The 5804-nt window shown below is 43.7% G+C and carries 8 protein-coding genes; 5 read left to right on the top strand and 3 right to left on the bottom strand.

The window, feature by feature from the left end; all coding sequences use genetic code 11:
* Nucleotides 1–923 (bottom strand): TonB-dependent receptor plug domain-containing protein (locus Q0338_RS10095; RefSeq protein ID WP_298086610.1); only part of this gene is annotated, 923 nt, incomplete at its 3' end.
* A gap of 156 nt (nt 924–1079) precedes the next feature.
* Here Q0338_RS10095 and Q0338_RS10090 point away from each other — a divergent pair.
* Nucleotides 1080–1352: a DUF5339 family protein gene (locus Q0338_RS10090; protein ID WP_298086609.1), complete on the top strand. Its 273-nt coding sequence runs from the start codon at nt 1080–1082 to the stop codon at nt 1350–1352.
* A 100-nt stretch (nt 1353–1452) separates the two neighbouring features.
* On the opposite strand, the gene Q0338_RS10085 is transcribed toward Q0338_RS10090, so the two are convergent.
* Entirely contained in the window at nt 1453–1971 is a 519-nt protein-coding gene (locus tag Q0338_RS10085) for a pyridoxamine 5'-phosphate oxidase family protein (protein ID WP_298086608.1), read from the bottom strand.
* A gap of 80 nt (nt 1972–2051) precedes the next feature.
* Here Q0338_RS10085 and Q0338_RS10080 point away from each other — a divergent pair, with 80 nt between their 5' ends.
* Complete coding sequence (locus tag Q0338_RS10080) at nt 2052–2357, top strand: hypothetical protein (RefSeq protein ID WP_298086607.1); 306 nt, start codon at nt 2052–2054, stop codon at nt 2355–2357.
* 170 nt (nt 2358–2527) lie between these two features.
* On the opposite strand, the gene ung is transcribed toward Q0338_RS10080, so the two are convergent.
* Entirely contained in the window at nt 2528–3214 is a 687-nt protein-coding gene (gene ung, locus Q0338_RS10075; protein WP_298086606.1) for a uracil-DNA glycosylase, read from the bottom strand.
* 206 nt (nt 3215–3420) lie between these two features.
* Between ung and Q0338_RS10070 the strand changes: the two genes are divergently transcribed.
* The 3 genes from Q0338_RS10070 to Q0338_RS10060 all read left to right on the top strand — a co-directional run bounded on the left by Q0338_RS10070 (nt 3421) and on the right by Q0338_RS10060 (nt 5707).
* Nucleotides 3421–3909: a YbaK/prolyl-tRNA synthetase associated domain-containing protein gene (locus Q0338_RS10070; RefSeq protein WP_298086605.1), complete on the top strand. Its 489-nt coding sequence runs from the start codon at nt 3421–3423 to the stop codon at nt 3907–3909.
* A 26-nt stretch (nt 3910–3935) separates the two neighbouring features.
* Nucleotides 3936–5432: a hypothetical protein gene (locus Q0338_RS10065; protein ID WP_298086604.1), complete on the top strand. Its 1497-nt coding sequence runs from the start codon at nt 3936–3938 to the stop codon at nt 5430–5432.
* Between the two features lie 80 nt (nt 5433–5512).
* Nucleotides 5513–5707 (top strand): DUF4209 domain-containing protein, encoded by a 195-nt coding sequence (locus Q0338_RS10060; protein ID WP_298086611.1) that lies wholly within the window; start codon nt 5513–5515, stop codon nt 5705–5707.
* Nucleotides 5708–5804 lie beyond the last annotated feature (97 nt).

The following is a 5804-nucleotide window of genomic DNA, read 5'->3' as shown; positions in this document are numbered from 1 at the left end:
AGCGGAGTGTACTTGTATATCACGCTATAGTCTCGCTGTTTTAGCCGTCCAGAGGTAGGCAGCTCCGCATCCTCGCTCCAGAAAAGCGACTGCCAAGGCGAGGAGGAGAATTTTTCGTGGTAGTTAAATACGCTAGCCTCCAAAGCATGCTCGTCGGTTATCGCCCACTCGGTTTTGGCAAAGACGGTATTTAGCTGCTCGTCGTTTTCCGCGTATTTCACGCCCGAGCGCTTGCCGTCTCTAGCCATCTTTATCTTGCCGAAGTCCGCATGCTTGCCATAGAGTAAAATACCGAAATTTTCCGTAGGTTTAGCTGCGACGGCGGCTCGATTCGAGTTCATGTGATTGCTCTCCTGGCGGTGGCCGATCGTGACGCCGTAGTCGCTGCCGGGGTTTATAAAGTCGCTCACGTCTTTAGTTTTCATACTAACTATACCGCCGACCGCGCCGCTGCCGTGTAGCACGGAGCTAGCGCCCTTTACGACCTCGACGCGTTTTAGCAAGTCGTTATCCACGCGAAAGGTTGAAATTTGATTAGAAAAAAGCGAAGGCGAGCGCTTGATACCGTCTTGTTCGATGATGACGCGCGCTTCACTTTGATAACCAAAGCCGCGGATGTTGTAGTATTGGCCGACTTGTCTGCCGTGGTCGTTGCCGAGCATGACGCCTGGCACCGAGCCGATAGCGTCGATGACGGACGGCGATTTAACTAGATCGTTTTGATTTAGGACGCTAACTTGACCCGCGTATTTAGCGACGTCTGTTTCACTCCTGTTTGCCGTGACGGAAACCATATCTAGCTTTACAGATCCCGTAGCATTGCTGTCGGCTCGCTTAAATTTGCTATCCACTCCTCCCGTCTGTGCGAGAGCCGAGGCTGCACTCAGTAAAACCGCAGCCGCTATAATGCTAAATTTACCCATGACATCCCCTTTATATTAAGAAATTGATAATAGGTATAATTTTATCTATTTTTTATTTAAATTAACTTTTATTTTTAACGAGATTTTTAAATTTGATTTACTAAAAAAGGAAAGAAAAAGGATATAATGCTCGCCTATTTCATCTAAGGAGAATATATGAAAAAGTCATTGTTAGTAGTTGCCGCACTGGGCGTTATGGGCGCAAATGCCGCTGCCACGGTTGAGCTTTCGCCTTCTTGCGAAGAGTACTTTAAGCTAGTCGACGAGTTCGTTGAAAAAACTAAAGACAACCCGCAAATGGCGGCTATGAAATCTACTTACGAAGATCAAAAAGCCCAGTTCGCTCAGCTTCCGCAAGACTCACAAGAGGCCGCTTGCAAACCTGCCCTTGAACAAATGAAACAAGTTATAGCTACGCTACCTAAATAATTTTTATCCCTCCGCTTGGAGGGATTTTTTGTTTTTTCAAATTCTTAGTTACTATCCAAATTTTATATATTTATCAAATTTGCCGCCCCAAAGCGCAAATTTAATCCCGAATAATCTTCGCCTTCGCCGTTATGCTCGCGATCTTTAGCTCGTAGATATTCATCGCCTTTAGCCCGTGAGCCGCCGCGACGTCAAAGGTTCGCATGTAGTTTGGCGTGTATTTTTCGCTAAGCAGCCGTAGCGCGTGCAGCCTTGCCGCCTCGTCCGTCACGGCGTAGGCCTTGGTTATAGCGACGGCGGATTTGTACTCGGTCGTAAAAACTTTCGCGCCAAGCGCCTTACCGTCGTCCTTGATTGCGTCTAGCTGCTCGTCCGTCAAAACCGGCACCCGCGCATAGCTCACGCAAACTAGCGTCACGCTCTTGCCGTCTTTTAGTAGCTTTGCCTTAGAACCCGCAGGAGCGCCGTGCAAAAATACACTCTCACCCTCGCGTACGACCGAGATTGGCACGCTAAAAATCTCGCCCGCCTCACCAATGCAAGAGATCGTGCCGTATTCGCACACATCAATGATCTCAAGCCCCTCCTGCGCGGTTAGTTCTCTATCTTTTCGTCTCATTTTCCACCTTTAAATTTTTGAAAATTATAAAATTTAAATCCTAAAAAAGTGTATAATTTCCCAAATTTTAAAGGACGGCGATGAGAAAAATATTAATATTTTGCGCTCTGGGCGCACTGGCTTTAGGCGCTCAAAACGCGTGCGAGGAGTACGTGAAGCAAAGCAAAATTTACCTAAACGAGCTTTACGAAACAAAATCTAAGCAGCTAAAAGACGATCCGCAGGCCTTTAGGCTCTTTGAGCTTAAATTTGACGAGCTACAAAAAGCGCAGGATGGCCAAGCGGCGCTAATCATGCAAAGCGGCGACGAGAAATTTTGCGAGCGCGAATCGGCCAAGATAAAATCTATGCTAGACGAGATGAGGGCAGAGAAAGCGCAAAAGTAGGCCTGTTTTATAGAAAATTTGAACCACTTATGCCGAGTAAAGCAAAAAGGTTCTACAAGTAAATTTTAAACCCGCCAGAGCTAGTTTGACGAGCTTTTTATTGCAAATTTGACGTAGCTTATTTAGCTAAAATCGCAAAATGCGCTTTATCGTAGCAAAATCAAACCATCCTAAACCGTGTTGTTTAAATCCCAATCTATCGGCGCTTTACCGTGTTCGGCGAGATATAAATTCGCCTTTGAAAAGTGTCTACAACCAAAAAATGCGCCGCGCGCTAACGGACTTGGATGAGCCGCCGTTAGTACAAGGTGTTTGTTAGCGTCGATGAGAGGGATTTTGGCCTTAGCCGGATTGCCCCATAGCATGAAAACGACGTTCTGGGCGCGATCGCTAAGCTTCCTGATCGCAGCGTCCGTAAACTCCTGCCAGCCGAAATTCGAGTGCGAGTTAGCCTGCCCTGCACTAACGCTTAGCGTCGCATTTAGCAGCAGCACGCCCTGCTTCGCCCAGTAGCTCAGATCGCCCGAGTTTGGCTCCGTTACGCCCAAATCGTCGCGGATTTCTTTGTAGATGTTGGCGAGGCTCGGCGGGATTTTGACGCCGCGCGGTACAGCGAAGCTTAGCCCCATCGCCTGCCCCGCGCCGTGGTACGGGTCTTGGCCCAGGATCACGACCTTGACGGCGTTAAACGGCGTGAGATTAAAGGCGTTAAATATCAGCGCATTTGGCGGATAGACCTCGCCGGCAGCCTTTGCGCGCAAGAAATTTTCCTTTACGCGAGCGAAATTTTCGCTCAAAAACTCCTCTTTTAGCGCCTCTTTCCAGCCTGCTTCGATTTGGATTTTATCGATCTGCATGATTTTTCCTTTGCAAATTTGCTCTTTTTCTTTACGTTCATTTTAAGGCAAATTTACAAAATGATAGCCAAAAAATATTTAAATTTAGGCGGTTTAAGACGGGCTCAAATTTAGACGCGTTTATCTTGTTAAATTTTCAAAAAAGAGCAGGGCGGTTTTAAAATTTGCTGTATAATTTAAACTAAATTTTAAATAAAGGAATAACGATGTCCAAGCAAATTTTTGAGAAGCTAAAAGAGCTGCTAAGCTCGCAAAATGCAGACTTTCGCACCGTATCTCACGCGAGCGCCAAAACCTCGGCCGAGGTCGCCGTAGCGCGCGGCACAGAGCTAGGGCAGGGGGCAAAGGCGCTCGTTTGCGTCGTAAAAGGCGGCGGCGCCAAACGATATGTTTTGGCTGTGCTGCCGGCGGATTACAGAGCCGATTTACAGCTCATCGCACAGGCACTGGGCGGCACTAGAGCAAGCCTAGCTAGCCCCGATGAGGTCATGCGACTCACCGACTGCGTTTTTGGTAGCGTTCCGCCGTTTAGCTTTCACGAGGAACTGGAGCTGATCGCTGATCCGAGCCTATTTACGCGCTATGCCGAGCTCGCCTTTAATGCAGGCTTGCTAGATCATTCTATCATTTTAAATACGAAGGACTACGAGCGCATCGCACAGCCGAGATTGCTCAAATTTGCAACGACGGAGTAAAAAAATTAGTCTAAAAAGGATAAAATTTGATCGAAAAAATACAGCAAACAACGATAACTAAAGATAATTTTTTGGGTATAAACTTGAACGAAATACTCAAAGACGCAAAATATTTTGACGATTACAGTTTTAAATTTGCGGACTTGTGCAAGGAAAATTTTAGAAATGGAAATTTAAAAGCGAGCAAGGTATTTTATTTATTAAGAAATGCTTGCTCTATGACTTTAAAACCCGGAAGCCTAAACGAGCCGTACGAAGCCGGGTGCATCTGGGGCAATGGCAGACCGGCAATATTGGATGATTTTACCGAGCAAGATTTGGAATTTTTCGAGAGTATTTTGGATGAAATAACCGATTGCAGACTAAAATCAAGGATAGCCGATATTTTATGGATTTTAAAAAGTCCCAAAAATACTAAATTTTTAGAGATCGCCGCAAATGAGTACTCGAAAATATCTCTAGAGCCAAGCTCGCTAAATCAATTTAAGATAGATGCGTTTGAAAGGGCTATCAGGCTATCTCGACTATCCAAAATCACAAAAAATGAGTACACCGAAATATCGAATAAAATTTTAGAATGTTTTAATAAGGCAGAACCGGCCGATAAATACTACTGCTTAAGGATGTCGTATTTATTAGATATCGCTAAGCTAGACAAAAAACTGCAATCAAGCGTAGCTGAAAAATTAGAAAATTTTGCCGATACCTTTGCCAAAGAGGAAGAATTTATTGCAGCAATAGACTATTACCAAGAGTCGCAAAAATGGTATAGGAAGCTCGAAAATAGCCATAAAATAGCCGAAACTGCACTTAAAATAGCTAATATCTTAATAGAAAAAGCAAAAGGAAATGGCGCTATATCGTCAAAAATAGATCTAGAGCAAGCGCTAAAAGAGCTTAGAAGCGTTCCCAAAAAAGATAGAAATAGGCTAGGAATCGATCAAAAAATAGACGAGATACGCGAGCTGATAGAGCAAAATAATCAAGATATCGGAAGTGAAATGAGCTTAATTGCTACCGATAAGATTGATATTTCACGCTATCAAAATAATGCAAAGCTAGCAGTAAAAGGCAAGCAACTAACTGAAGCGATATTATGCCTAGCTAATATCACAGCAAATCCGCTATATGAAGATATCAAAAAGTCATCCGAGAGCCTTTTAAAGAAGTCTCTACTTTCAAATTTTATTACTCAAATTTACGTAGATACCGACGGAAGGAAACCATCGCAAATAACGACAAAAGATGATCGATTAAAACATGAAATGTACCAGGAATACTATATACACGTCAAGTTGGCGGTAGACGGCAGTATACTGCCCGCATTTTGGCAAATTTTAGAGGAACATAGAGTGCCTATACGCTTCATTTATGATATTTGCAGAAATTCTAGCACGGTTCCGGCTGGCAGGGCAGATATCTGGGCGCAAGGTTTATATTACGGTTTTGACAGAGATTTTTTGGTTTCAAGTCATTTGCTGATACCTCAAATAGAGCATTTGACGAGAATTTTGCTACAATAAGAAAAAATTCCTACGACTACTATCGATGAACACGGCGTAGAATCGGAAAAAGCATAAACTCGCTTTTGTAAGAACCAAAAATATATGAATTGCTCGGGAGAGATTTGACGGAAGAGCTAAAATTTCTACTAACGGAGCCGATGGGGCTAAACTACAGAAATAAAATATGTCACGGACTAGTCGGCGAATCTCCAAACGATGCCGATATTTATATTTGGTGGCTTTGCCTTAGGCTAACGGTTAATAACTGCGTTTTATTTAAAGACACTTACTAGCTAGATTTATTACTTTAACTACAAATAATACACGCAATAAAATCAAAAAAAAGATATTCAAATTTACAAAAATGCAACTAAAAGTTGGAGATACTAA

The sequence above is a fragment of the uncultured Campylobacter sp. genome (assembly GCF_938018145.1).
Taxonomy (GTDB): domain Bacteria; phylum Campylobacterota; class Campylobacteria; order Campylobacterales; family Campylobacteraceae; genus Campylobacter_A.
This window is presented reverse-complemented; position numbering and strand designations above follow the sequence as displayed.